This is a genomic window from uncultured Sphingomonas sp. (genome assembly GCF_964237155.1).
Lineage (GTDB): Bacteria > Pseudomonadota > Alphaproteobacteria > Sphingomonadales > Sphingomonadaceae > Sphingomonas.
The window spans coordinates 16847-39461 of the sequence record NZ_CAXSHH010000007.1; the positions used below are offsets into that span (position 1 = coordinate 16847).

A 22615-nucleotide genomic window follows, 5' to 3' on the forward strand; every position below is an offset into this window, starting at 1 on the left:
AGGGGGAGCAGGCGGTTGCGACATGGTCATGATCGAGCGGTCAGGGATCGCTCGCGCCTCCTGCGAAAGGCGATGACCCCGCCCGAGCGCCGCTTATGGCGCGCGCTGCGCGAGCGCCCGAGCGATCTCCGCTTTCGCAAACAACACCCATGCGGACCCTATACGCTCGACTTCTTCTGCCCGGGCGTCGGATTGGTCGTCGAAGTGGACGGCGAGGGACACGGGCGCGGCACGCAGCCGGTTCACGACGCGCGCCGCGATGCTTGGCTGTCGGCGCAGGATTTCACCGTCCTGCGCATCCCCGCGATCGAGCTGTTGCGCGACCTAGACGCGGTGATCCGGCATATCGTCGCGACCGCCGGATCGCTCCCCCTCCACCATTCGCTCAAGAAGGCGAACGGTCCCCCTCCCCCGCTGCGCGAGGGAGGAGATTAGTGCACGACCGTCACCCCACCCCCATCTGCCAAAGCACGAACGCATGCTCCTCCGCCCCTTCGCGCAAGGAATCGAACCGCCCTGACTTGCCCCCATGCCCAGCGCCCATGTTGGTCTTGAGCAGCAGCAGGTTTCCGTCCGTCTTCGTCGCCCTGAGCTTCGCCGCCCACTTGGCCGGCTCCCAGTATGTCACGCGCGGATCGTTCAGTCCGCCCGAGATGAACATTGGCGGGTAACCCTGCGCGCGCACGTTGTCGTACGGCGAGTACCCCCGGATCAGGTCGAACGCCGCCGGGTCCTCGATCGGGTTCCCCCATTCCGGCCACTCCCCCGGCGTCAGCGGCAGGTCCGCGTCGAGCATCGTGTTGAGCACATCGACGAACGGCACGTCCGCGATCACCGCGCCCCACAGCTCCGGGTCGGAGTTCACCACCGCGCCCATCAGCTCGCCCCCCGCCGATCGCCCCGCGATCGCCAGCCCGCCCGCCTTGGTCCACCCCTCAGCGATCAACCCGCGCGCGACATCCACGAAATCGTCGAACGTGTTCGCCCGCTTCGTGAGCTTCCCGTCCAGGTACCATTGCTGCCCCAGATCGTCCCCGCCCCGGATATGCGCGATCGCATAGGCGAACCCCCGGTCGAGCAGGCTCAACCGCCCCGTCGAGAAACCCGGCGGGATCGCATGGCCGTACGCGCCGTAGGAATAGAGGAACACGCGCCCCGTCCCGTCGCGCGGGAAGTCGGCCGGATACACGATCGATACCGGCACCGCCGTCCCGTCGCGCGCGGCGACCTTCAGCCGCTCGGTCCGGTACTTCGCCCCATCATACCCCGACGGGATCTCCTGCACCTTGAGCGTCGTCAGCTCGGCCGTCGCCAGGTCGTAATCGTACACCGTCCCCGGCGTCACCATCGACTCGTAGCCGAGCCTGAGCTTCTCGACATGGTACTCCGGATTGTCCCCCAGCCCCGCCGCGTAGCTCGCCTCCGGAAACGCGATCCGCTTGGGCTCGCCGCCGTCGTACGAGTGGATCAGCACCTGGTCCAACCCGTCCTCGCGCCCCTCGACCACGAAGAAGTCGCGGTAGCATTCCACCCCCGTCATGTAGAAATGCGGGGACGGCGCGATCAGCTCGGTCCAGTTCCCCGGGTCGCCCAGCGGCGCGGTCACCAGCCGGAATTGCGGATCGACGTCGTTGGTGTGGATGAACAACGTCTCGCCATGCAGGTCGACATCATACTCCCGCCCCGTCACTCGCGCCGCCACCAGCAGCGGCTCCGCCAGCGGATCGTCCGCCGGGATCAGCCGGGCCTCGCTCGTCATATGCTCGCTCGTCGACAGGATCAGCCAGCGCCGATCGCTCGACATCCCAATCCCGACCGAAAAGCCCTCGTTCGCCTCGTGATAGACCACCACGTCCCCCGCCGGGTCGGTCCCCAGCCGGTGCGCCTTGATCGTCCGCGTCCGCCAATGCTCGTCGACCACCCCGTAGAGCAAATGGTCGCCCGTCGCCGACCAGGTGATCTCGCCCAAGGTCCCCTCGATCTGCGTATCGCCCCACTTGCCCCGGGCGTCCGCGATCGCCTCGACCGCGTCAGCACCGCCACCCAGCGCCTTGAAGCGGACCACATACCGCTCCGACCCGTCGGTGTCGGTCGAGTAGGCCAGTACCCGCCCGTCCTCGCTCACCGACAGCGCGCCCAGCCGGAAATATTCGTGCCCCTCCGCCAACGCGGGCTCGTCCAGGATCAGTTCGTCGGCCCCGCCGCCCACGGGCTTGCGCCACCAGCGCCGATACTGCCCCCCCGTCTCGAACGCGGTCCAGTAGAGCCAGTCGCCGTCCTTCTGCGGCACGGACGATTCGTCCTCCTTGATCCGCCCCTTCATCTCCTCGTAGATCCGGTCGACCAGCGGCCGGTGCGGGGCCATCGCCGCCTCGAAATACGCGTTCTCCGCCTCGAGATAGGCGAGCACGTCCGCGTCATCGACCTCCGGATAATTCGGGTCCCGCAGCCAGTGATATGGGTCCTCCACGGTCGTGCCGTGGACGGTGAAGCTGTGCGGACGCCGCTGCGCGACGGGGGCCTGGATGTCGGTCATCCCCGCCCCATAGCGGTCGGGGGCGCCCACGCGCTACCGCTCTCGCATCCACTTTTGGAGCCGCGGCCTGATGCGCAGGAACCGGACATACGCCGCCTCCAGCACCGGCAGCACCCCCGGCGCCCGCGCGATCAGCCCCAGCGGCCGCATCGCCGGGATGGCCCGCCACATCGCCGCGAACGCCGCCGCGCCCGACCGCATCACGCCGTCCTCGCGCGCGTGAAATCGGGCGAGCAGCGCCCCCCGGTCGATCGGGCACGCGCTGCTCCCGTCCGCCACGTCCACCCATTCGATCCGCTCGCGCCGATCGAGCCGCCGCATCAGCGCGATCTCGCGGACGCATAACGGGCAACCCCCGTCGTACCAGACCGTCACCTGTGCCATGGGCGCTAGGTAGGAGCGGCGATCCTGCCACGAAACCACGTAAACGGAGAACACCATGCGCGTCGGCCCAATGCGCGTCGGCATCGTCGGAGCCGGAATGGCCGGCCTGTCCTGCGCCGACGCGCTCGCCGCCGCTGGCCACCAGCCGACATTGTTCGACAAGGGCCGCGGCCCCGGCGGCCGCATGTCGACCCGCCGCGTCGAGCTGGACGGCCGCACCCTGACCTTCGACCACGGCGCGCAGTACATGACCGCGCGCGACCCCGCCTTCGTCGCCCGGGTCGGGGCATGGGAGATCACCGGCGTCGCCGCCCGCTGGCCCGCCGCCGGTCCCGACGCCTGGGTGGGCGTCCCCGGCATGAGCGCTCCCGTCCGCGCGCTCGCCGCCGCGCACGACGTCCGCTGGACCACCCGGATCGAGGCGCTCCGCCGGAAGCCGACCGGCTGGACCCTTGAAGGTACCGACGACGACCCCTTCGACGCGGTCGTCGTCGCGCTCCCCGCCGAACAGGCCGCCCCGCTCCTCGCCCGGCACCACCCGGCCTTCGCCGCGACCGCCGCCGCCTCGCGCACGCTCCCCTGCTGGACGGTAATGGCCGCCTTCGCCGAACCGCTCCCCGGCGTTCCCGACACGATCAAGGACGCGGGCCCGATCGGCTGGGCCGCGCGCGACGGTGCCAAGCCCGGCCGCGCGGGCACCGAGAGCTGGGTCATCCAGGCCGCTCCCGACTGGTCGCAAGCCTATCTGGAGGAAGCGCCCGACACCGTCGCTTCCGCGCTTTTCGCCCTCTTCGCACAGCATCTCGGCACCGACCTGCCGGAGCCCGTCCACCTCATGGCGCACCGCTGGCGCTTCGCCCGCAGCCGTCCGCCAGCCGACGCCCCCGGCGCGCTCTGGGATGCGGAGGCCCGGCTAGGCGTCTGCGGCGACTGGCTCCTCGCCCCGCCCGTCGAGGCGGCCTGGTTGTCCGGCCAGAAACTAGTGACCCTCATCGCCCCTTGAGCGTTCCGTCCCCGACCCGAACGGAGCGCCCCATGTCCTACATCCTCACCAACGCCATCCCGATCCTCCTCGCCGGGCTGATCGGCACCGCGATCATCGCCATCGCCTGGCGCGGTCGCACCACCACGCCGATCCTGCTCGCCGCCTTCGCGCTCCTATCCTGGCTCGCCGCGATCCTGGCGGGCGCGCTGATCCTTGCCCCGGTCGAGGCCGGCGTCTGGACCGTCGCGCTCGGCAGCGCCTTCATCATCTGGGTCGGCTTCGTCCTGCCGACGGTCACGGTCAGCCTCGTCACCCACGGCGTCGGCTGGCCCCGCGCGCTCGCCGAAGCCGCCGTTTGGCTGGCCGTCATGCTCGCCCAAGCGGTCGTCCTCCGCGCGGTCGGCGTCGTCGGCCCGGGCTGACGAAGACTCCCTGTCCTACAGGACCTCGATCTGCCACCACGCGATTCGCGATGACGACCGCGCATATCCCCTCCCGACCGCCGCCGTATCGGGGACGCGGCTGGACCGCCGTTCACGCCTATACTTCCCTCAACTTGTTCAGAATGGTTAACGCCGATGTCCGCGCATAGCGAACGCCTCCAAGCCCTTCGCGCCGAGCTTGCCGCCCAGGGCCTCGGCGGTTTCGTCGTCCCGCTCACCGACGAGCATATGAGCGAATATGTCGGGGCCTACGCCCAGCGGCTCGCCTGGCTGACCGGCTTCGGCGGCTCGGCCGGCACCGCCGTCGTGCTGGCGGACAAGGCCGCGATCTTCACCGACGGCCGATATACGCTCCAGGTGCGCGAGCAGGTCTCGGCGGACGATTGGTCTTACGTCGGCGTCCCGGACGCGAGCATCGCCGCTTGGCTCGCCGAGCGAGCGAAGCAAGGTCAGCGCGTCGGCTACGACCCCTGGCTCCACACCCGCGCCGACGTCCGCGCGCTCGAGGCCGCGCTGGCCGACGCCGGCGCGACCCTCGTCGCCACCGACCGGAACCCTGTCGACGCGATCTGGACCGACCGCCCCGCTCCCTCCCCCGCCAAGCTCGCCGTCCGGTCCGACGAACTCGCCGGCCGCAGCTCCGCCGCCAAGCGCGCCGACGTCGCCGACTGGCTCACCGCGCGGAACGCCGACGCGGTCGTGCTGTCCGCGCTCGACTCGGTCGCCTGGGCGCTCAATGTCCGGGGAGCGGACGTCGACCACACCCCCGTCGCCCTCTCCTACGCCATGATCCACGCCGACGGCACCGCCGACCTGTTCGTCGCCCCCGACAAGCTCGACGACGCCGTCCGTCGTCACCTCGGCAACGGCGTGCGCCTCCACGACCGCACCGACTTTGGCGTGAACTTGGTGAACTTCCGCGGCAAGCGCGTCGTCGCCGACCCCGAGCGCGCGGTCGCCGCGATCCTCGACCGGCTCGAGCAGGGCGGCGCGACCGTCCTCGCGCTCCGCGACCCCGTCGTCCTCGCCAAGGCGCTCAAGAACGACGCCGAGATCGCCGGCCACCGCGCCGCCTCGATCCGCGACGGCGCCGCGCTCACCCGCTTCCTCCGCTGGGTCGAGCTGGAATGCCCTAAAGGCGGCCAGACCGAACTATCCGCCGCCGCCAAGCTGCTCGAGTTCCGCCAGGCGACGGCCAAGCTGATCGACACCAGTTTCTCGACCATATCCGCTACCGGCCCCCACGGCGCGATCCCGCATTACCATGTCGACGAGGAGTCGAACGCCCCGATCGAGCGCGGCCAGCTCTTCCTGATCGACTCGGGCGGGCAATATGCCGACGGCACCACCGACGTCACCCGCGTGATGCCCATCGGCGATCCCACCCCCGAGATGCGCGACCGCTTCACCCGGGTGCTTAAAGGCCACATCGCGCTCGCGACCGCCACCTTCCCCGACGGCACGCTCGGCGGCCATCTCGACGCCTTCGCCAGGCGACCGCTCTGGGAAGCGGGCCTCGACTATCCCCACGGCACCGGCCACGGCGTCGGCGCGTACCTGTCGGTCCATGAAGGCCCGCAGCGGATCGCCGCCCCCAACTACCCCGGCGGGGCGGCGATGGAGCCGCTGCGCGCCCGCATGCTGCTCTCCAACGAGCCCGGCTTCTACAAGCCCGGCGAGTACGGCATCCGCATCGAGAACCTCGTCTTGGTGATCCCGCGCGACGTCCCCGGCGGCGACCGCCCGATGCTGGGGTTCGAGACGCTCACCCTCGCCCCGATCGAGCCGACGCTGATCGATCCCACCTTGTTGACCGACGCCGAACTGGCATGGCTGAACGCGTATCATGGCGGGGTGCTCGAGACGCTCGGCCCCGAACTCGAAGGAGCGGACCGGGCGTGGTTGGCGGCGAAATGCTCGAAGCTCGGATGACGGAGGCCATGGCCCCGCTCGCGGCTTACGCCTCGGGATCGCTCGTGGGCTTGCGCCGATCGGCCTGCTCGCGCGCCAGCGCCTTGCGCTTGAGCAGGTTCGCCCGAAGCTGCGCCGCCAGCCGCTCGGCCCTCTGGTCCTTCTCGCTCATGGCTGGCCTATCGCGCCGCCCGCGCGCCTTGACAACACTGGCCCCGTGAGGTCTAGCCCCGCCTCGCCGTCAGGCAGTGCTGCCGTAGCTCAGTGGTAGAGCGCATCCTTGGTAAGGCTGAGGTCGTGAGTTCAATCCTCACCGGCAGCACCATTCCCCGCTCGCCCGGGCGCGTGACTGAATGTCCGACCCCGTGACTAGGAACCCCGGATGATCGACCGCGCGAAGCTCACTTTCCACGACGTCGTGCTCCGCCCCGACCCGTCGCGCACCGTCGTCCGCCCGTTCGAGCCCGGCTACTCGCGGCGCTTCGGCGGGGGCGCGACCCGGACGCAGGAGGTCGCCGATATGATCGGCGCGCTCGACGAGGCGGAACTCACGCGCCAGCTGGACGGCATCACCGCGTCGCTCGACGAGAACCACCGCGACGTCGAGACGATGCTGATGCGCCGCTTCGACGACATGAAGCCCCGCCTCGCGGACCCGGACCGCTTCGACCAGCGGCAGCGCGAGCTGATCGGCGCCTATTTCAGCCAGGAATACGCCTATGAGGCGGCGGCGCTCTTCAACCCCAGCGCGGTGCTCCACCCCGACCAGTCCGGGCTTTCCGACGGCGCGGTCCGCTTCGTCATGTCGCTCCGCGGCATCGGCGAGGGCCATGTCTCGTCGGTCACCTTCCGGACCGGTACCTGGACGCCGGGCGGCGAGATCGTCGTGGACCGACCCAGCCCCGTCTCCGTCCCGCCGATCATCGGCGAGCTGGGCGACGACGGCGCGGTCGTCGACCTCGCCTGCGGCGGCAGCCAGGACATCTCGGAGACCGTGCTGTTCCCCATCCTCCCCAGCCAGCGCCAGGGGATCGAGGATTTGCGCCTAGTCCGCTTCGTCGAGGACGACGGCGCCGTCATGTATCACGGCACCTACACCGCCTTCAGCGGCTCGGAAGCCAGGTCGGAACTGCTGAGCGGCACCGATTTCAAGTCGTTCGAGATGCGCGCGCTGACCGGCGACGCGTCGGGCGGAAAGGGTATGGCGCTGTTCCCCCGCCGCCTCGGCGGCCGCTATACGATGCTCGGGCGTCAGGACGGCAAGAACATCTGGTACCACCAGTCCGACGACATCCTCGACTGGAACGGCGGCGCGAAGCTCGTCGCCCCTCGTTATCCGTGGGAGTTCGTGCAGATGGGCAATTGCGGTTCGCCGATCGAGCTCGACGAGGGCTGGCTGGTCCTGACCCACGGTGTCGGCACCGTCCGCAACTACTGCGTCGGCGCGTGCCTGCTCGACAAGGACGACCCCTCCAAACTCCTGGCGCGCACCCCGCGCCCGGTGCTCGCCCCCAGCCCGCACGAACGCGACGGGTATGTCCCCAACGTGGTCTATAGCTGCGGCGCGCTGGTCCAGGGACGAACTATGATGCTGCCCTACGCCGTCGCCGACAGCTTCACCGCCTTCGCCACCGCGGACATCGACGACCTGCTCAGCGTCATGGAATAGCCGCCCCGCCCCTGAACGACAGCGTGCGCCGCGCCTCGTCGAGATGGAGGCGCTCGACCATCCTGCCCTCGACGCGGATCGCCCCACGGTCGCGGTTGGCCGGCAGCGCGAACGCGGCGACGACCTGCTCCGCCCAGGCGATCTCCTCGGCCTCGGGCGTGAACACCGCATTCGCCGGCGCGACCTGGCTAGGGTGGATCAGCGTCTTGCCGTCGAAGCCGAAGGCGAGCCCTTGCCGGCACTCCGCCTCGACCGCCACCGGATCGTCGATGACGTTCGACACCCCGTCCAGCGCCACCATGCCGCGCGACCGCGCCGCGACCACGATCTGCGCGAGCAGCGGCAGCAACGGCGCCCGGTCGATCCCCGGCCGACAGCGCATCTCCTTGGCCAGGTCGTTCGTCCCCGCGACCAGCACGCGCGGCGCGCCGTCGACGATCGCGCGCAGGTTCATGATCCCGCGGCACGTCTCGATCATCGCCCATAGCGGCGCGCCGATCCGGTCGCGCGCCTCGGCCAGCGGCTCGGGCCCCGACACCTTGGGCAGCAGCACCGCGTCGATCGGCGCACCCGCCAGCGCCGCCAGGTCGCCCAGACCCCATTCGGTGTCGAGCGCGTTGACCCGCACCACGAATTCGCGCCCGCCGAACCCGCCCGCGTGCGCCGCGGCGACGGCGGCCCCGCGCGCCTCGACCTTCATCTCGGGCGCGACCGCGTCCTCCAGATCGAGGATGACGACATCGCACGCCAACCCCCGGGCCTTGTCGATCGCCCGCTCGTTCGACGCGGGCATGAACAGGGCGGAGCGGCGGGGTCGGAACGTCTTCACGCGCTCACCCTAGAGCCGCGTGCGCCATCTTCAAATCCTCGACGAACCGGCCATACTCCACCTCCGCCGCCGCCGGATCGGGCAGCCGCAACAGATAGCTCGGATGCACCGTGATCCACGCCTCGCCGCCGTCGGGCAGCGCCATCGCCCGACCGCGCGACGCGCCGATCGTCATCGTCTTGCCGAACAGCGACCGCGCCGCCGTCGCGCCCAGCGCCACCGTCACCTTGGGCCGGAGCAGCATCCGCTCCTGATCTATCCACCAGCGGCATGCGTTGATCTCGCCCGTGTCGGGCTTGGCGTGGATGCGCCGCTTGCCGCGCTGCTCGAACTTGAAATGCTTGACCGAATTGGTGACGTACGCCTCCGACCGGTCGATCCCCGCCTGTGCCAGCGCGCGGTTGAACATCTGCCCCGCCGGTCCGACGAAGGGCTTGCCCGCCAAATCCTCCTGGTCGCCCGGCTGTTCGCCCACGAACATCATGGTAGCCGATACCGGCCCCTCGCCGAAGACCGTCTGAGTCGCGGGCTTGTATAGGTGGCACCGCGTGCAGCCGCGCGCTTCCTCTCGCAACGCGTCCCAAGCCGCGCCCGCATTGTCGCCGATCTCCGCCGCGCGTGCCGTCTCGATCATCCCGCTCTCCCGCGCCTGCGCCCCCGCCAGCAGCTCGGGGACGAGCGCGGTCTCGGGCATGTTCTTCCAATATTTGCGCGGCATCTCGCGCAGCATCGCGCCGACCTTGACCCGCGCCGGGTTGAAGATCGACCGGTAATAGGTCTTCCAGACTTCCTCGATCGGATCGCCCTCGGGCGCGTCGCCCCGCGCCGCGCCCGGCCCTTCGGACAGCGTCGTCCCATCCCAATGGATCGATACCTCGGGCGTCAGGATCGACCAGCGCATCGACGCGAAGCGGTTGACGAAGAACGACGCGTTGCCGCGCACGATGTGATGATCGGGCTCGAAGAACGCGACGTAGCGCGACCCCTCCCCGTCCTCCACCTCGCGAAATCGCACGAAGGCGCGCATCTTGTGGACGTCGCGCCTGACCGACTTGGCTATGCCGTCGAGCCGCTTGATCAGCGGGTCCGCCGCATCCTCCATCAGCTTGGGCTCGCGCCGCAGCCGATCAAGCGCCGCGTACAGCAGAGCAAATCGCTCGGGGTCGCGCGCCTGGACGACGATGCGGGCGACGTCGAGGAACGCGCGCGGCACGGAGAAGCCGGGACCGGTCGCGGCGGGCGTGGGCGCGGTCTCGTCCGGCGCGCCCGCGAACAGGTCGACCGGCACATCGCCAACCTGCCACACGACCGCATCCGGCGGCACGCCTTCCGCCGCCAACCCTCGCGCGGCGTCGCGCCAGCCTTCGAAGTCGTCCGGATCGGCGAGCGCAGCGACCCTCACCCGAAGCGCGCCGGGTCCGGCCCGATCCGCCCGTCCGAATCGTCGAGCGCATCGATCGCCGCCAGCTCCGCCTCGTCCAGCGTCAGCTCGAGCGCGGCGAAATTGTCGCTCAGATGCTCCGGGTCCGCGGCCTTCGGGATTACCGACAGCCCGCGCGCCAGATGCCACGCCAGGATCACCTGCGCCGCGCTCCGCCCATGCGCCTGCGCGATCCGCGCCACCGCCGGATCGCGCAGGATGTCGCCGCCCTGCCCCAGCGGGCTCCAGCTCTGCGTCACGATGCCGTGCGCATCGTGATACGCCCGCGCCTCGCGTTGCTGGAAGCGCGGATGCAGCTCGATCTGGTTGACCGCGGGCATCACGCCGGTCGCCGCCACGATCTCGTCGATGTCGCCCGGCCGGAAGTTCGACACGCCGATCGACCGTGCCAGCCCCGCCTCGCGAAGCTTCACCATCGCTTCCCAAGCCTCGACATACCGCCCCTCGCCCGGCACCGGCCAATGGATCAGATACAGGTCGACCGCCTCGACGCCGAGCAACGCCAGGCTCTCATCCAACGCCGCCGCCGCGTCGCCATGCCGGTCGTTCCACAGCTTGGTCGTTAGGAACGCATCCGCATCGCGCATCCCCTCACCGACCCCGCGCTCGTTATGATAGAATGCGGCCGTGTCAACCAGGCCGTAGCCCAGGTCCAACCCGCGCCGGACCACGCTCGCCACCTGCGCGTCCGGAATCTGATAGGTGCCCAGCCCCATCCGGGGCATCGTGCGGCCGTCATTCAGCGTGAAATCATCCATAAGCGGCCCAACCGACCGCATCCGCGCCCGGTTCCGCCGATCCTCCCGGTTGACGACCGCGCGTCACCGCACCTACGCCGACGGCCATGATTGAAACCATCATCAGCGCGCTGGTCGCGTTCTGCGTCGGCGTCATCCGTGCGGGCGGTTATTGGGGCGTCGCGCTGCTGATGGCGATCGAAAGCGCGTGCATCCCGTTGCCGTCGGAGATCATCATGCCACTCGCGGGCTATCTGGTCTCGACCGGCGAGTTCAACATGTATCTCGCCGCCACCGCCGGCGCGCTCGGCTGCAATGTCGGTTCGATCTTCGCATACGAGGCCGGCAAGCGCGGAGGCCGGCCATTCGTCGCGGCTTACGGCAAGTATTTCCTGGTGGGGCTCGACGAGATCGACGCGGCCGAACGCTTCTTCGCCCGCTGGGGCTCGCTGGCGGTGTTGGTCGGCCGGCTCCTGCCCGTCATCCGCACCTTCATCGCCTTCCCGGCCGGCGTCGCGCGCATGAAGCTCCTGCCGTTCCACCTCTACACCTTCATCGGCTCCTGGCCCTTCTGCTTCGCGCTCGCCTGGGTCGGGCGCGAGCTGGGCCAGTCATGGAACAGCGACCCTCGGCTCAAGGCGGCGTTCCACCAGGCGCATATCGTCATCGGCGTGCTCGGCGCGGCGGCGATCGCCTTCTATATCTGGCACCGCGTGAACGGCATCAGGAAAACCCGCGCAAGCGCGCAGCTTCCCTAAGCTCCTCCATCCGGTCGGGCGCGATCTGGTCCATCCGCCGCCGATATACATCGACAAGCTCGTCACCCGCCTTTTCCGGCGATCCCGCGTCGAAGGGCGGCTGTGGATCGTATTCCAGGCTAAGCTGCACAGCGCGCGCATGCGCTTCGCCACGTGTTTTAGCCATTAGCGCCAACGCGAAGTCGATACCGGCCGTCACCCCGCCGCCGGTTACCCTGTCGCGATCGAAGACGGTGCGCGCCGCCACCGGCTCCGCACCGAATAGGCGTAGCGCCTCGAACCAGCCCCAGTGCGTCGCCGCCTTATATCCATTCAACAGACCCGCCCCGCCCAGGATAAGCGACCCCGTACACACGCTCGTTACCCACCGAGCGGACGCGCCGACCTGCTGAACCCACCCGATCGCCTCGTCATCATTGATGATAGCCGTGACCCCCATCCCGCCCGGAACGCACAGGATGTCCGCCACGGGCACGTCGGCGAAGGTAGCCGTCGGCACGATCGAGAAGCCTGCATCGGTCGGCACCGGCTTCAGCGTCTTCCACACTAGATCTATCCGGGCATTCCCCAGCCTGGACAGCACCTGCACCGGTCCCGTCAGGTCGAGCTGGGTGACGTTCGGAAACAGCAGGAACGCGACGTGAAGATGGTCGGACATGGATGGACTCCCATTCGAAAGGATGCCCAGGCGCGCGGCTCGGTCCGCCGCGCTCCCCCGTGGTGATCCACTCGGCGCCAGTCACGCGGCCCGCGCAGGCTAAGCCCGCGCCGCCCGCCGCGCAAGCCATCCGATCAGCGGCCCCGCGACCGCCAGATAGAACGCCAGCCCCGCCCAGCTCGACCAGCCCCACCAGCTGCTCGCCACCGTGAACATCTGCCCGCGTACCAGGCGCATGTCCCACACGAACTGCTTCAACGGGTACTTGAAGTCGGGCGGGGCCATCACGTCGCCCGCCGCGATCATCAGGTTGATCAGCATCGACACGCCGAGGAGCCCGCCCACGAACACCCGCTCGCGACGCGTCCCCAGCGACGCCCAATAGGCCCCCAGCCCGATCGCGAGCAGCCCGGCCACCGGCATCGCGTGACGTGGCCCCGTCGAATTGCCCCCGTCCCAATAATAATAGGACGCGTTGACCAGCAGCACGATCGTCGCCGCGAGCGAGACCGCGATCGCAAGCCCCCGCGTCGCCCGCTCGCGCCACAGCAGCACCAGCCCGATCGGCGCGAACAGCAGCACCGGCGCGACCCACAACAGCCCCCGCCTTGGGCCCACCGTGATCTCGCGCAGCACGCGGAGCGACGGCGTCGTCAGCCCGAAGAACCCCTGGTTCATTCCCTCCCACCCGACCACGCCCTGATAGCCAAGCCGGAACACCGTCCCGAACGCGACGAGATTATAGACCGCCATCGGCACCAACGCCGCCACTCCGCCCGCCGCCGCCAGCCCGATCAGCCACCACCGCTCCGGCCGTGGCCAGGCCTTCGCCAGCGCCCACCCGCCGATCGCCGAACCGGCCAGCACCGCCTGATACTCGACCACCACCGCCCAACCGAGCGCCGCCCCCGCGAGTAGCGCCAGCCCCGGTCGCGCCCGCGCGTCGGCGGTCCCCCGCCACACCGCCCACACCGCGATCACGTACAGCGCCGCCACGCTCGAATGCCCGAACAAGGTCGTCGACCAGCCCCAGATCGGCGAGCCGAGCGCATAGGCGAGGCTCGCCGCCAATGCAGCCCCCGCCCGCCCCGTCAACCCGAGCGCGAGGTCGAACAGCAACACCGCCGCGACCGCCGTCAGCACCGCCGGCCCGCTCGCGGTCGCGACCCACTGCCGCGCCAGCATGAACCGGGAGAAGGCGGGATCGCCTTCCCTGAGCGGCACCGCCGCCGACCGTACCCCCGTAACGGCGGTCACGACCGCGACGGCGGGCAGCGCCATCAGCGTCATGCCGGGCGCTTTATCGAGGTAATAATGATCGCCGAACCGCGCGAAATCGATCGTCAACGGGGCAAACTCGTCGATCGTCGCATCCCCGTCCTCGACCAGGCTGACCGCCGCGAACAACCGCGTCGCATTGTTGGGATTGCCCTCCCAAGACCCGAACCACGCGCACGAGAACCAGACGAGCAGGAACAATGCAAATCTGAACCATCGTCCACCCGCACGTTCGCCGACGCTTACCTGCCCCCCGTTCCCCATGATGCGACGCTAAGCGCGCGATCCGATATCGTCCATATGGCGGGTGACAGCCCACGCACACCGATCGTCAACTCGCGCCTGCGATACGACAGCCATGAACGCCATCACGCCTTTTTCGTTGGACACACTTCCTCGCGAACCTTTCGATCGGGCGGTCCGCGAGGTGAACGGTTGGCGAGGTCGCTGCCTGAACGCGTTCACGCGAGGCGAAGCGGCGATGACGGAGTGCCTCCTGACGCTCTCGGCGACACCCGGTCGCGGTGGCGGAATCAAACTTCCGCATCTGTTGGGACAGCGTTTCGACGCCTTGGCCGCAGCTATCGGCACCGATGGTCCATTCGCGCCTGAGGGGCGGCGGGCCGCCACCGCCATAGCACGTTTCCGCGAACATCTGTCGCTTCGGAACATGCTCTGCCACGGCTTAACGGAGATCACGCTGGATCAGAAAGGTCGGTGGACCGTGGTGATCCGCCTTGCCGCGCTGTGTCAAGGACACGTTGACAGGACAGTACTGGTGATTGGAGAAGAGGAGGCCGAGCGTCTAGCCTCCAACGTGAGGAGCGCATCGGACAGTCTAAGCGCTCATTTGAAAAACCTGACCAGCGGCTTGTCGGTGAAGTGCCCTGCCGACGCCTGATCGTCCCACGCGACGAGCAAATGACTTAGTCTCTCAATCCGCCAAGCGGCCGCCCCCGCCTTATTGCGGCTGACGAGACCGCTCGACGGCCCGCGCCGCGTCTTCGCGCCGGGACTCCCGGACGCGCTGATTGAAACAGCCGGTCTGCCCGCCAGGCCCGATCGCCGAACAACTGCCGATCGTGTTCACCCCCGCGCCCGCCTCCAACGCCGATCCGGCCCGCACCGCCCAGGCCTCGTTCTCCGGCGTGATCTCCAGCTCGCGCAGCTCCTTGGGCACGCGGAACTGCTCCTGCGCGGAACGCCTGGCGCAAACGACGATCTCGTTCCCCGCATTATCGGTCGGGCAGCGCTGGTTGCCATAGAGCACGAGCACGCCGTTGACGGGCGCGCCGCGCGCGACCTCGCCCGGGGTGCTCGTCGACTTCGGCGTGGCCACGCCGGGAAGCGCGACCTGCTGCGCCTGGACGGGCGCGGCGCCGAAAACGGATGCAGCCAGGGCGGCCACGAACAGCTTGGACATCGTCATCCCCTCAAATCCTCTTGGCGGCCGCGATCGCGATCTTGCAACCCAGCCGGATCAAGCCGCTCATCACCGGATAGCCGAATACGTCCTCCGCCCCCGCCGCGATGGCGTGATCGCGGTGCTCGAGCTCCTCCGCCTGGAAATCGGCAATCGCCCCCGACAACTCGGGATCGCTGTCGCCAAGTTCGACCAGTTGCTCGGCATAATGCTTGTCGATCTCCGTCTCGACCGCGGCGGTGCAAGCCATCGCCGCCCCCGGCCCGATCGCCGCCGTCACCGCGCCCAGCGCGAAGCCCGCGACGTTCCAGAACGGGTGCAACAAGGTCGGCCGCACCCCGCGCTCAACGATCATCCGGTCGAAGAAGGCGCGATGCCGTTCCTCTTGGCTCGCCATGTGGTGGATCGCGCGCGCGGCCGGGTGCCGGTCGCCCAGCACCGCCAGCTGACCGGCGTAGATGCGCGTCGCGCCGTACTCGCCCGCCTGATCGACGCGGATTATCGCGTCGGTGTCGACGGTCCGGTCGCCGGGCTTCCAGCTCATATCGTTCATCGCGCGATCTTCCTGCCTGACATAAGTAACCAGATGGTGAGCGCGCCGCCTAGCGAGAAGAGCGCGTTGAACCCCGCAAGCGACACGCCGACCAGCGTCCAGGGTGCCCGGTCGCACCGGACCAGCGGCGCGTTCAGGATCGCGGCGAGCCGGTCATCCGCGCTCGCCCCGCCTCCAATACCGCCAATCGCCACGGTCGAGGTGCAGCTCGTGATCCCGCGCCACCAGCCATATTCGACCCCGGCATGGAACAACCCAATCGCTCCTGATGTCGCGATCAGCCCCGCCGCGACCGCGACCAACACGTATCGCGTCCGTCCCGCGACCGCGAACGCCAGCGCGGCCGCTACGATCGCTGCGTAATGCGGCCAACGCTGCCAATGGCACATCTCGCACGGGTACAGCCCGCCGACGAGCTGCGACCCCCACGCTCCGGTAAGCAACGCCGCCGGGATCAGGAGCGCGAGCACTCTCGCAAGGTCATGTCCTCGAACCAACTGCTACTTCTTCACCGCCGGTCGCGTCGCCGCCGCGACCTGCGCCGGGCCGCCCAGCCGCGCGATCGTCTTTAGCGCGTATTGCAGCTGAAAATCGTCAACGCCCTGCTTCTTCAACTGCTCGGGCGTCGCGGTGAAGCGGGGATCGTCCTTGACGTCCTCCTCCAGCACCTTGTTGTCGGCCTTGACCTCGTTGATCAGATGACGACGCAGGTCGGCCTCGCGGAAGACGGGCCGGCTCTTGCGGTCGGGGTCGGACAGCTGCGGCACCGCGATGTCGGGCTCGATCCCGCCCTCCTGCACCGACTTGCCCGACGGCGTGAAGTACCGCGCCGTGGTCAACCGCAGCGCGGTCTTGGGCCCGACCGGCAGCAGCGTCTGCACCGATCCTTTCCCGAACGTCCGCTCCCCCATCACGATCGCGCGGTGATGGTCCTGGAGCGCGCCTGCCACGATCTCCGACGCCGACGCTGTCCCGGCATCGACCAGCACGATCACCGGTAGCCCGTGCGCGGCGTCGCCCGGCTTCGCGAAATACCGCTCGATATCGGTCCGCTCGCGCCCGCGCTGCGAGACGATCTCGCCGCGCTCAAGGAACGCGTCCGCCACCTCGATCGACTGGCTGAGCAACCCGCCGCCGTTCTCGCGCAGATCGACGACATAGCCCAGCGGCCGCCGCCCGAGCGCCTTCTCGACCGCCATCAACGCGGCGCGCGTGTCGGCTCCGGTCTGTTCGGAGAAGGTGTTGATGTTGATGTAGCCGACATCGCCCTTCAACTCCCATTTCAAGGGGCGCTGGACGATCACCTCGCGCATCATCGCGACCTCGACGGGCTTGTCGCGGCCGGGCCTGACCAGCGTCAGCGCGATCTTGGTGCCGGCCTTGCCCCGCATCTGCCCGATCGCCTCGTCGAGCGACGCGCCGAAGATCAGCTTGCCATCGATATGCGTGATGTAGTCGCCCGCCTTTACCCCGGCGCGGTCGGCGGGCGTGTCTTCCTGCGGCGCGATGACCTTGACCGCGCCGTCCTCCATCGAGACCGTCAGGCCCAGCCCGCCGTAATTGCCCTCCGTCTGGATGCGTAGATTGTCGAAATCGAGCGCGTCGACATAGGAGGAATGCGGGTCGAGCGAGGACAACATCCCCGCGATCGCCCCCTTGATCAGCGTCTTGTCGTCGACCTTGTCGACGTAATCCGCCTTCACCCGGTTGAACACGTCAATGAACTGGTCGAACTCGCGATAGATCTCGCTATCGGCGGCCGCCATCGCAACGGTCGCGATCGGTACCAGCGCCAGCGCGCCGACGATCGCGGTGGCGGTGAAAATCGGGCGGGACATGGGCGGAACGGTCCTTGGATCGCGAGTGATGGTCAGAGCTTAGCGCGGTCGCCGGCCGTATCAAAGCCTACGGGTTAACCGGGGCTGACCGGGGCTCAGCAAGGCAGCGATGTCGACCGGGCGACCCCGTCGACGCAGCTCCACCGCGATCTCGGGCGCATCGCCGCGCGGCGCGGCACCGATCGGCGCTCCGACCCCGATCACCGCGCCGGACCGCACGCTGGCTACGGCGAGCCCGGTCAGCGTGCTCGACCAGCCCTCGCCATGATCGATGACGATGACCATGCCTTAGCCGCGATAGGCCTGAGCGTAGCGAACCACCCCGCCGGCCGGCGCGACCACCGTGCTACCCGGCCGGACGACGAAGTTCAGCCCGCGCGAGCGTACCCCGGCGGGGGAGACCGCGTCGAACCCGGTCACCAGCTGTCCCGCGACTGGCAGGCGATAGATGCCGCTATTCGCGATCGACGGCACCGCCCCAGGGGCGAGCGGGCGTGGCGAGGGAGCGGGCAAGGACGCCAGCGCCCCCGCCGTGACCTTCGCGCGATCGCCTTCATCGATACGGTCGAGCAGGTCGCGCGCGCGCTCACCCAAGGCAAGCGCCCGGTCGCCCTCGCTCAGCGCGTCGCGCCCGAGCGAGCGCGCCTGCGCCCGGTGCCTCGCTTCGGTGTTCGCGAGCCCCGCCCGTTCCCCCTCGAGCCGGACGCGCCCGTCGCGGAGCGCCGCCGCTGCGAGCCCCGCGCTCCGCTGCAGCCGTTGCGCCCGCGCCAGCTCGACCCGGACGACCGCCGTGCGTGCTTCGACAACCGGCAACGCGCCGCCGAGCACCGCGCGCAGATGGACGAGGTCGGCGACCGATCCCGGTTGCGCCACCGCTGCGATCGCGGGCCGGCGCGCGAGCGACTGGAGAGCGGCGAGCAGACCCGCGACGGGTGCCTGGGCCGCAGCCAGCCGCGCCCGCTGCGTCCAGAGCAACTCATCCACCACCGCGATCCGCGCGCGCCGCTTCCAGCTCGGCCTGTGCCGAGGTCACCCGCGCAGCGAGCGCGCGCTCCTCGGCCGCGGCTCGCGACGCCGCGTCACGTTCCGCCATCGCCGAGCGGCCGAAAGCTTCGGCACGGGCGGACGCGATCGCGGCCTCGCGCTTGTCGGCGAGGAGGCGGCGCCGCCGACCCGCAAAATCGGGTGCTTGCGCGGCCACGATCCCCGCCAGCGCGAGCGCCGCCGTAAATCCAATTCCCGCCCGCGCCCTCACAACTCAACCTTCCCGATGATAAGGATGATTGGCAAGGATGCTCGTCGCCCGAAACAGCTGCTCGGCCAGCATCGCGCGTGCCAGCAGGTGCGGCCAGGTCGCGTGCCCGAAGGACAGCAGCAGGTCCGCGCCGTCCCGCGCCGCGTCGTCGAACCCCTCCGCCGCGCCAAGCAGGAACCGCGTCTCGCGCACGCCATCATCACGCCACCGCTCTAGCCGCTCGGCAAGCGCGCGCGAGGCGAGCAGGTCGCCCGTCTCGTCCAGCATCACGCGCTTGGTGCGGATCGGTTCGGGCGGGGGCCGGCCACCGCCGTCGGGCAACTCGGTGACGCGCGTCGGCCAGCCAATCCGCCCGAGATATCGGTCGACCAACTCCGCCTCGGGCGAACGGCCGATCCGGCCGCGCGCGACGATATGGAGCAGCACCGGTTCAGGCTGTTGCCGGCGGGAGCGGTACCGGATCAGCGGTCGCGGTCGGGTTCAGCGTGTCGCCGAACGCCCACATCTTCTCCAGATTGTAAAAGGTGCGCACCTCCGGTCGGAAAATATGGATGATCACGTCGCCCGCGTCGATCAGCACCCAATCGGCGGTCGGCAGACCTTCGATCCTCGCGGGTCGCTTGAACTGGCCCTTGATCTTCTCGGCGAGCTTGGCCGCCATCGACGCGACCTGGCGCGTCGACCGGCCGCTGGCGATCACCATATGGTCGGCGATCGTCGTCTTGCCCGCGAGCGGGATCGTCATCAGATCGACGGCCTGGTCGTCCTCCAGCGACTGCATGATGACGCGGTGCATCGCCGCGATCTCCTGCGCGTCGGCGGTGCGCGGTGGCGATGATACGGCGGGGGGGGCGGTGGAAGTGGCGGGCAAAACGGCTCCTAGTCTCGGGGTTGGTCGGAAAGTTGCGGATGGCGATGCCAGTCCGGAGCGGCCGCGCGGATAGCGGTCGCGGAGGTCGGGTCGGGGCGGAAGCGCAGCAGCATGAGCGCCGGCAATCTCCACGTCGTCCATTCGGTCGATCGGCTTACCGGTCGTCGATATCGCCGGAGCCAGCCCATCGCCGGACCAACGAGGGCCTCATGCTCATACCCCGGCCGCGCCACCACCGCAATCGCGACCTCGCGCGCAACCCCTCGCCAGTCGCGCCAGCGGTGGAACTGGGCAAGGTTGTCGCTCCCCATGATCCAAATGAACCGCACGCGTGGATGGCGTCGTTTCAGCACCCGAAGCGTGTCGATGGTGTAGCGCGTTCGCAACCGTCCTTCGACTGCGGTCACGCGAATCGAAGCGCGCCGCGCCAAGCGCTTGGCCGACGCAAGGCGCACCTGGAGAGAAGCCATGTCGGGCGCATCCGCCTTGAGCGGATTGCCCGGCGACACGAGCCACCATGCTTCATCCAAACCAAGCGTCCGGATCGCGTCCAATGTCACACGCCGGTGCCCGCGATGCGCCGGATTGAACGATCCGCCGAGCAGCCCGACGTGGCGGCCTATCGGCAGGGGAAGCGCATCGCCATCGCGCGAACGAAGCCGTCCTTCAGGCTGATCCCCCGTTCGGCGGGCGGGATGGCGTTCATCGCGCTCATCAGTTCGGTCGAGCCGATCTTAACGCCCTTGGGCGGGCAGGCACGAGGCGGCAAACCAGCGGCGCGGCGTTGATCGCCTTCCGCCTTCAGCTGCTGCGCTACCCCGGTCATCTCGCGCCTGAGCAGCCCGAGTTCGCCCGAGAACACCGACATCGGCCCTTTGGATCGAAGCCCGTTCGCCTTGGCGATGAACTCGCCCACGGTCATCGCCGCCCCGGCTGGCGCGGCCAAACCTAGGGCGGAAACGGCCGTCAGAACGACCCACCACGTCGTCACGTCCCAAGCGGGCTCGGCGAACCGAACGGACCGCTCGGACGACGCGTCTTGGGCACGCTGGTCCCGGCGCGCGGGATATTGGTCCTGGGCCCGATGTCGGTCCGGTCGATACCTTCACCCGCGATCAGCTTCTTGATCTCGTCGCCGGACAGCGTCTCATGTTCAAGCAATGCGTCAGCCACCATGTGAAGCTGATCGACGTGCTCGGTAAGTACGTGCCGCGCGCGGTCGAGTCCGCCCTCGACGATGCGCTTGATCTCCGCGTCGATCAGTTCGGCCATCTGATTGGACATGCGCGCCGGACGGCCCGACGAGTAACCCAGGAAACTCTCGCCCTCGGGCTCGCCATATTCAACCGGCCCTACCTTGTCCGACATGCCCCAGCGGGTGACCATGTCGCGCGCGAGGTTGGTCGCATACTGGATGTCGCCCGACGCGCCCGACGATACCTTGTCGTAACCGAAGATGATTTCTTCGGCGATGCGTCCGCCCATCGACACCGACAGGTTCGCGTACATCTTGTCGCGATGGTACGAGTAGCTGTCGCGCTCGGGCAGGCGCATGACCATGCCCAGCGCGCGGCCGCGCGGGATAATCGTCGCCTTGTGGATCGGATCGGACGCGGGTTCGTGCATCGCGACAACCGCATGGCCCGCCTCGTGATAGGCGGTCATCCGCTTCTCGTCATCGGTCATCACCATGGAGCGGCGTTCCGCGCCCATCATGACCTTGTCCTTGGCCTCCTCGAACTCGGCCATCGCGACCAGGCGCTTGGCTTTCCGCGCCGCAGTCAGTGCCGCCTCGTTGACGAGGTTGGCGAGGTCCGCGCCCGAAAAGCCGGGCGTGCCGCGCGCGATCACGCGGGCGTCGACGTCGGGGGCGAGAGGCACCTTCTTCATGTGCACTTCGAGGATCTTGATCCGGCCCTCGATGTCAGGGCGCGGCACCACGACCTGACGGTCGAAGCGGCCCGGACGCAGCAGGGCGGGATCGAGCACATCGGGACGGTTCGTCGCCGCGATGATGATGATGCCCTCGTTCGCCTCGAAGCCGTCCATCTCGACGAGCAACTGGTTCAGCGTCTGCTCGCGCTCGTCATTGCCGTTGCCGAGACCCGCGCCGCGGTGACGACCGACCGCGTCGATCTCGTCGATGAAGACGATGCAGGGCGCGGACTTCTTGGCCTGTTCGAACATGTCGCGCACGCGGCTGGCGCCGACGCCCACGAACATCTCGACGAAATCCGAGCCCGAAATCGTGAAAAAGGGCACGCCCGCCTCGCCGGCGATCGCGCGGGCGAGCAGCGTCTTGCCGGTACCCGGTGAGCCGACCAGCAGCGCGCCCTTGGGAATCTTACCGCCGAGGCGAGCGAACTTGGTAGGATCCTTCAGGAACTCGACAATCTCCTCCAGCTCCTCACGCGCCTCGTCGATGCCCGCGACATCGGCGAAGGTGACCTTGCCCTCCTTCTGCGTCAGCATCTTGGCGCGTGACTTGCCAAAGCCCATCGCCCCGTTGGCGCCGCCGCCCTTCTGCATCTGCTTGAGCACGAAGAACGCGATGCCCAGGAACAGCAGGAACGGAAGCGACTGGTAAAGCAGCACCATCCAGATCGACGGCCCCTCATCCGCCTTCGCGGTGAAGGAGACGCCCTTCTCGCGCAGCTTGGCGATCAGCGTCGGGTCCTGGACGGGCGCGGTACGAAATTTCTCTCCCGACGACAGCGTCCCCGCGATCGTGTCGCGCGAGATAGTCACGTCGCGGACGGTGCCCTCGTCGACCTTGTCGAGGAATGCGGAATACTGGATTTGATTGCCCGCCGCTACGCCGCTCCGGCCGTCAAACACGGTCACCAGCAACGCCAGCGACAACAGGATGCCGACCCAGACGAGAAGGCTCTTCATCCAAGGATTGGGGCCAGGGCCGCCGCTGCCGGGCGAGGGCTGCTTGTTGTCTTCGTTCATGGCGCTGAAGATAAGCGCATACGGGTTAATGGCAATGGAACGGATGGGCGGCTCGGACCGAAGATTGGGCGGCTGGGCGCGGGGCTCGCCG

General features: G+C 68.9%; 27 protein-coding genes, 1 tRNA gene and 1 riboswitch. Of the genes, 8 read left to right on the forward strand and 20 right to left on the reverse strand.

Annotation, left to right across the window (positions count from 1 at the left end; translation table 11 throughout):
- Positions 1-15 precede the first annotated feature (15 nt).
- Complete coding sequence (locus ACFE71_RS02970) at positions 16-435, forward strand: endonuclease domain-containing protein (RefSeq protein ID WP_375427326.1); 420 nt, start codon at positions 16-18, stop codon at positions 433-435.
- Positions 436-445: 10 nt separating this feature from the next.
- On the opposite strand, the gene ACFE71_RS02975 is transcribed toward ACFE71_RS02970, so the two are convergent.
- Positions 446-2536, reverse strand: coding sequence for a S9 family peptidase (locus ACFE71_RS02975; protein WP_375427327.1), 2091 nt, complete (start codon positions 2534-2536; stop codon positions 446-448).
- 33 nt (positions 2537-2569) lie between these two features.
- Positions 2570-2920, reverse strand: a complete 351-nt coding sequence (locus ACFE71_RS02980) for a DUF393 domain-containing protein (protein ID WP_375427328.1) — start codon at positions 2918-2920, stop codon at positions 2570-2572.
- Between the two features lie 55 nt (positions 2921-2975).
- Between ACFE71_RS02980 and ACFE71_RS02985 the strand changes: the two genes are divergently transcribed.
- From ACFE71_RS02985 to ACFE71_RS02995, 3 genes are all read left to right on the forward strand, one after another.
- Positions 2976-3923, forward strand: coding sequence for an NAD(P)/FAD-dependent oxidoreductase (locus tag ACFE71_RS02985; protein WP_375427329.1), 948 nt, complete (start codon positions 2976-2978; stop codon positions 3921-3923).
- A gap of 32 nt (positions 3924-3955) precedes the next feature.
- The gene (locus tag ACFE71_RS02990) at positions 3956-4327 is read left to right on the forward strand and encodes a hypothetical protein (protein WP_375427330.1); all 372 of its coding nucleotides are present in this window, start codon (positions 3956-3958) and stop codon (positions 4325-4327) included.
- A gap of 156 nt (positions 4328-4483) precedes the next feature.
- Entirely contained in the window at positions 4484-6280 is a 1797-nt protein-coding gene (locus ACFE71_RS02995) for an aminopeptidase P family protein (RefSeq protein ID WP_375427331.1), read from the forward strand.
- A 25-nt stretch (positions 6281-6305) separates the two neighbouring features.
- Here the strand turns inward: ACFE71_RS02995 and ACFE71_RS03000 are convergent, their stop codons facing one another.
- Positions 6306-6431: a hypothetical protein gene (locus ACFE71_RS03000; RefSeq protein ID WP_375427332.1), complete on the reverse strand. Its 126-nt coding sequence runs from the start codon at positions 6429-6431 to the stop codon at positions 6306-6308.
- 78 nt (positions 6432-6509) lie between these two features.
- Between ACFE71_RS03000 and ACFE71_RS03005 the strand changes: the two genes are divergently transcribed.
- Together ACFE71_RS03005 and ACFE71_RS03010 are read left to right on the forward strand one after the other, a co-directional pair.
- Positions 6510-6584 (forward strand) — tRNA-Thr (locus tag ACFE71_RS03005).
- A 57-nt stretch (positions 6585-6641) separates the two neighbouring features.
- Positions 6642-7928 carry a glycoside hydrolase family 130 protein gene (locus ACFE71_RS03010; RefSeq protein WP_375427333.1) on the forward strand — a complete coding sequence of 429 codons (1287 nt, stop codon included), beginning with the start codon at positions 6642-6644 and terminating at the stop codon, positions 7926-7928.
- Here the strand turns inward: ACFE71_RS03010 and ACFE71_RS03015 are convergent.
- The 3 genes from ACFE71_RS03015 to ACFE71_RS03025 are packed head-to-tail and all read right to left on the reverse strand — an operon-like array spanning position 7918 to position 10956.
- Entirely contained in the window at positions 7918-8757 is an 840-nt protein-coding gene (locus tag ACFE71_RS03015; protein ID WP_375427334.1) for an HpcH/HpaI aldolase/citrate lyase family protein, read from the reverse strand. The genes ACFE71_RS03010 and ACFE71_RS03015 overlap by 11 nt on opposite strands.
- A gap of 4 nt (positions 8758-8761) precedes the next feature.
- A complete protein-coding gene (locus tag ACFE71_RS03020) occupies positions 8762-10159 on the reverse strand; it encodes a UdgX family uracil-DNA binding protein (RefSeq protein WP_375427335.1) in 1398 nt (465 codons plus the stop codon).
- The gene (locus ACFE71_RS03025) at positions 10156-10956 is read right to left on the reverse strand and encodes an aldo/keto reductase (protein WP_375427336.1); all 801 of its coding nucleotides are present in this window, start codon (positions 10954-10956) and stop codon (positions 10156-10158) included. The genes ACFE71_RS03020 and ACFE71_RS03025 overlap by 4 nt, the downstream gene beginning before the upstream one ends.
- Before the next feature lie 86 nt (positions 10957-11042).
- Between ACFE71_RS03025 and ACFE71_RS03030 the strand changes: the two genes are divergently transcribed.
- Positions 11043-11693: a DedA family protein gene (locus ACFE71_RS03030; protein WP_375427337.1), complete on the forward strand. Its 651-nt coding sequence runs from the start codon at positions 11043-11045 to the stop codon at positions 11691-11693.
- Here ACFE71_RS03030 and ACFE71_RS03035 read toward each other — a convergent pair.
- Positions 11659-12351, reverse strand: coding sequence for a DJ-1/PfpI family protein (locus ACFE71_RS03035; RefSeq protein WP_375427338.1), 693 nt, complete (start codon positions 12349-12351; stop codon positions 11659-11661). The genes ACFE71_RS03030 and ACFE71_RS03035 overlap by 35 nt on opposite strands.
- Positions 12352-12368: 17 nt before the next feature.
- Positions 12369-12446, reverse strand: a riboswitch (ZMP/ZTP riboswitch).
- Between the two features lie 4 nt (positions 12447-12450).
- Positions 12451-13830, reverse strand: coding sequence for a hypothetical protein (locus ACFE71_RS03040; protein WP_375427339.1), 1380 nt, complete (start codon positions 13828-13830; stop codon positions 12451-12453).
- Positions 13831-13987: 157 nt separating this feature from the next.
- Between ACFE71_RS03040 and ACFE71_RS03045 the strand changes: the two genes are divergently transcribed.
- Positions 13988-14530 carry a hypothetical protein gene (locus tag ACFE71_RS03045; RefSeq protein WP_375427340.1) on the forward strand — a complete coding sequence of 181 codons (543 nt, stop codon included), beginning with the start codon at positions 13988-13990 and terminating at the stop codon, positions 14528-14530.
- Between the two features lie 60 nt (positions 14531-14590).
- On the opposite strand, the gene ACFE71_RS03050 is transcribed toward ACFE71_RS03045, so the two are convergent.
- The 12 genes from ACFE71_RS03050 to ftsH all read right to left on the reverse strand — a co-directional run bounded on the left by ACFE71_RS03050 (position 14591) and on the right by ftsH (position 22524).
- Positions 14591-15052, reverse strand: coding sequence for a hypothetical protein (locus ACFE71_RS03050; protein ID WP_375427341.1), 462 nt, complete (start codon positions 15050-15052; stop codon positions 14591-14593).
- A gap of 10 nt (positions 15053-15062) precedes the next feature.
- Positions 15063-15596, reverse strand: coding sequence for a demethoxyubiquinone hydroxylase family protein (locus tag ACFE71_RS03055; protein ID WP_375427393.1), 534 nt, complete (start codon positions 15594-15596; stop codon positions 15063-15065).
- Between the two features lie 5 nt (positions 15597-15601).
- Positions 15602-16075, reverse strand: coding sequence for a disulfide bond formation protein B (locus tag ACFE71_RS03060; RefSeq protein WP_375427342.1), 474 nt, complete (start codon positions 16073-16075; stop codon positions 15602-15604).
- Positions 16076-16105: 30 nt separating this feature from the next.
- Entirely contained in the window at positions 16106-17443 is a 1338-nt protein-coding gene (locus ACFE71_RS03065) for a S41 family peptidase (protein WP_375427343.1), read from the reverse strand.
- A 60-nt stretch (positions 17444-17503) separates the two neighbouring features.
- The gene (locus ACFE71_RS03070; protein WP_375427344.1) at positions 17504-17728 is read right to left on the reverse strand and encodes a hypothetical protein; all 225 of its coding nucleotides are present in this window, start codon (positions 17726-17728) and stop codon (positions 17504-17506) included.
- Between the two features lie 3 nt (positions 17729-17731).
- On the reverse strand, positions 17732-18427 hold the full coding sequence (locus tag ACFE71_RS03075) for a murein hydrolase activator EnvC family protein (protein WP_375427345.1): 696 nt from the start codon (positions 18425-18427) through the stop codon (positions 17732-17734).
- Positions 18420-18698, reverse strand: a complete 279-nt coding sequence (locus tag ACFE71_RS03080) for a hypothetical protein (RefSeq protein ID WP_375427346.1) — start codon at positions 18696-18698, stop codon at positions 18420-18422. The genes ACFE71_RS03075 and ACFE71_RS03080 overlap by 8 nt, the downstream gene beginning before the upstream one ends.
- Before the next feature lie 3 nt (positions 18699-18701).
- Positions 18702-19124: a 23S rRNA (pseudouridine(1915)-N(3))-methyltransferase RlmH gene (locus ACFE71_RS03085; RefSeq protein ID WP_375427347.1), complete on the reverse strand. Its 423-nt coding sequence runs from the start codon at positions 19122-19124 to the stop codon at positions 18702-18704.
- A gap of 4 nt (positions 19125-19128) precedes the next feature.
- The gene (rsfS, locus tag ACFE71_RS03090) at positions 19129-19494 is read right to left on the reverse strand and encodes a ribosome silencing factor (RefSeq protein ID WP_375427394.1); all 366 of its coding nucleotides are present in this window, start codon (positions 19492-19494) and stop codon (positions 19129-19131) included.
- Positions 19495-19577: 83 nt separating this feature from the next.
- A complete protein-coding gene (locus ACFE71_RS03095; protein WP_375427395.1) occupies positions 19578-20198 on the reverse strand; it encodes a nicotinate-nucleotide adenylyltransferase in 621 nt (206 codons plus the stop codon).
- Positions 20189-20491 (reverse strand): hypothetical protein, encoded by a 303-nt coding sequence (locus tag ACFE71_RS03100; protein WP_375427348.1) that lies wholly within the window; start codon positions 20489-20491, stop codon positions 20189-20191. The genes ACFE71_RS03095 and ACFE71_RS03100 overlap by 10 nt, the downstream gene beginning before the upstream one ends.
- Positions 20492-20556: 65 nt before the next feature.
- Positions 20557-22524 carry an ATP-dependent zinc metalloprotease FtsH gene (gene ftsH / locus ACFE71_RS03105; protein WP_375427349.1) on the reverse strand — a complete coding sequence of 656 codons (1968 nt, stop codon included), beginning with the start codon at positions 22522-22524 and terminating at the stop codon, positions 20557-20559.
- Positions 22525-22615 lie beyond the last annotated feature (91 nt).

What these genes read in the sequence shown, in the direction of transcription:
- rsfS (WP_375427394.1), bottom strand. Translation starts at nt 19,494, where the DNA reads ATGCACCGCGTCATCATGCAGTCGCTGGAGGACGACCAGGCCGTCGAT.
- ACFE71_RS02980 (WP_375427328.1), bottom strand. Translation starts at nt 2,920, where the DNA reads ATGGCACAGGTGACGGTCTGGTACGACGGGGGTTGCCCGTTATGCGTC.
- ACFE71_RS02985 (WP_375427329.1), top strand. Translation starts at nt 2,976, where the DNA reads ATGCGCGTCGGCCCAATGCGCGTCGGCATCGTCGGAGCCGGAATGGCC.
- ACFE71_RS02990 (WP_375427330.1), top strand. Translation starts at nt 3,956, where the DNA reads ATGTCCTACATCCTCACCAACGCCATCCCGATCCTCCTCGCCGGGCTG.
- ACFE71_RS03010 (WP_375427333.1), top strand. Translation starts at nt 6,642, where the DNA reads ATGATCGACCGCGCGAAGCTCACTTTCCACGACGTCGTGCTCCGCCCC.
- ftsH (WP_375427349.1), bottom strand. Translation starts at nt 22,524, where the DNA reads ATGAACGAAGACAACAAGCAGCCCTCGCCCGGCAGCGGCGGCCCTGGC.
- ACFE71_RS03070 (WP_375427344.1), bottom strand. Translation starts at nt 17,728, where the DNA reads ATGGTCATCGTCATCGATCATGGCGAGGGCTGGTCGAGCACGCTGACC.
- ACFE71_RS03030 (WP_375427337.1), top strand. Translation starts at nt 11,043, where the DNA reads ATGATTGAAACCATCATCAGCGCGCTGGTCGCGTTCTGCGTCGGCGTC.
- ACFE71_RS03045 (WP_375427340.1), top strand. Translation starts at nt 13,988, where the DNA reads ATGAACGCCATCACGCCTTTTTCGTTGGACACACTTCCTCGCGAACCT.
- ACFE71_RS03065 (WP_375427343.1), bottom strand. Translation starts at nt 17,443, where the DNA reads ATGTCCCGCCCGATTTTCACCGCCACCGCGATCGTCGGCGCGCTGGCG.
- ACFE71_RS03025 (WP_375427336.1), bottom strand. Translation starts at nt 10,956, where the DNA reads ATGGATGATTTCACGCTGAATGACGGCCGCACGATGCCCCGGATGGGG.
- ACFE71_RS02995 (WP_375427331.1), top strand. Translation starts at nt 4,484, where the DNA reads ATGTCCGCGCATAGCGAACGCCTCCAAGCCCTTCGCGCCGAGCTTGCC.
- ACFE71_RS03050 (WP_375427341.1), bottom strand. Translation starts at nt 15,052, where the DNA reads ATGTCCAAGCTGTTCGTGGCCGCCCTGGCTGCATCCGTTTTCGGCGCC.
- ACFE71_RS03100 (WP_375427348.1), bottom strand. Translation starts at nt 20,491, where the DNA reads ATGACCGTGGGCGAGTTCATCGCCAAGGCGAACGGGCTTCGATCCAAA.
- ACFE71_RS02975 (WP_375427327.1), bottom strand. Translation starts at nt 2,536, where the DNA reads ATGACCGACATCCAGGCCCCCGTCGCGCAGCGGCGTCCGCACAGCTTC.
- ACFE71_RS03000 (WP_375427332.1), bottom strand. Translation starts at nt 6,431, where the DNA reads ATGAGCGAGAAGGACCAGAGGGCCGAGCGGCTGGCGGCGCAGCTTCGG.
- ACFE71_RS03055 (WP_375427393.1), bottom strand. Translation starts at nt 15,596, where the DNA reads ATGAGCTGGAAGCCCGGCGACCGGACCGTCGACACCGACGCGATAATC.
- ACFE71_RS03035 (WP_375427338.1), bottom strand. Translation starts at nt 12,351, where the DNA reads ATGTCCGACCATCTTCACGTCGCGTTCCTGCTGTTTCCGAACGTCACC.